Annotated in this window: 1 protein-coding gene; it reads left to right on the forward strand. The window is 50.6% G+C overall.

Translation table 11 applies throughout. The features are described from left to right. Positions 1-472: hypothetical protein (locus tag KDM89_RS19665; protein WP_212689581.1), on the forward strand; the 472-nt coding region annotated here is incomplete at both ends.

Raw genomic sequence — 472 nt, forward strand, 5'->3', positions numbered from 1 at the left:
CATCCTGAATAATCAAGTCGTGAATGCGGTGGGCTTGGCGCAAACCCATGCAGAAATGCAGAGAGCAAACAGCGGTAAGCGTAAATTTTTCATACCGCATTTACTTGGCTTGTTTGTGACTGTTGCGCTGATGGCAAAAAATGATATAGCGAGTCTCAAGCTGGCCAAGAGTCAGATTGATGAAGGCATCAAAGCCCGCGAAGCGAACGCGTATTACATACTGCAGCCCTTCATCAATCATCTGGCGCAGGGTGTCATATTACCGGGGGTGCCGTTTGCAGTCCGGACGACCAATGATATTGATGCCTTGTTTGAGGCCTATGCGGCGCATTGGCAGGATGCACCGCCACATCCGCGACTGCATGGAAAATTGACAGAAATGCGTCTGCAGATGCAGCAGCGCGGCTATGTCTGGGTGGCTGCTGAAATTGATCGCTTGCTGGTCAAACAGTTTCAGGATGCCGGTGGTTTT

Source organism: Cognatundibacterium luofuense, assembly GCF_018139685.1.
Taxonomy (GTDB): domain Bacteria; phylum Pseudomonadota; class Gammaproteobacteria; order Burkholderiales; family Burkholderiaceae_D; genus Undibacterium; species Undibacterium luofuense.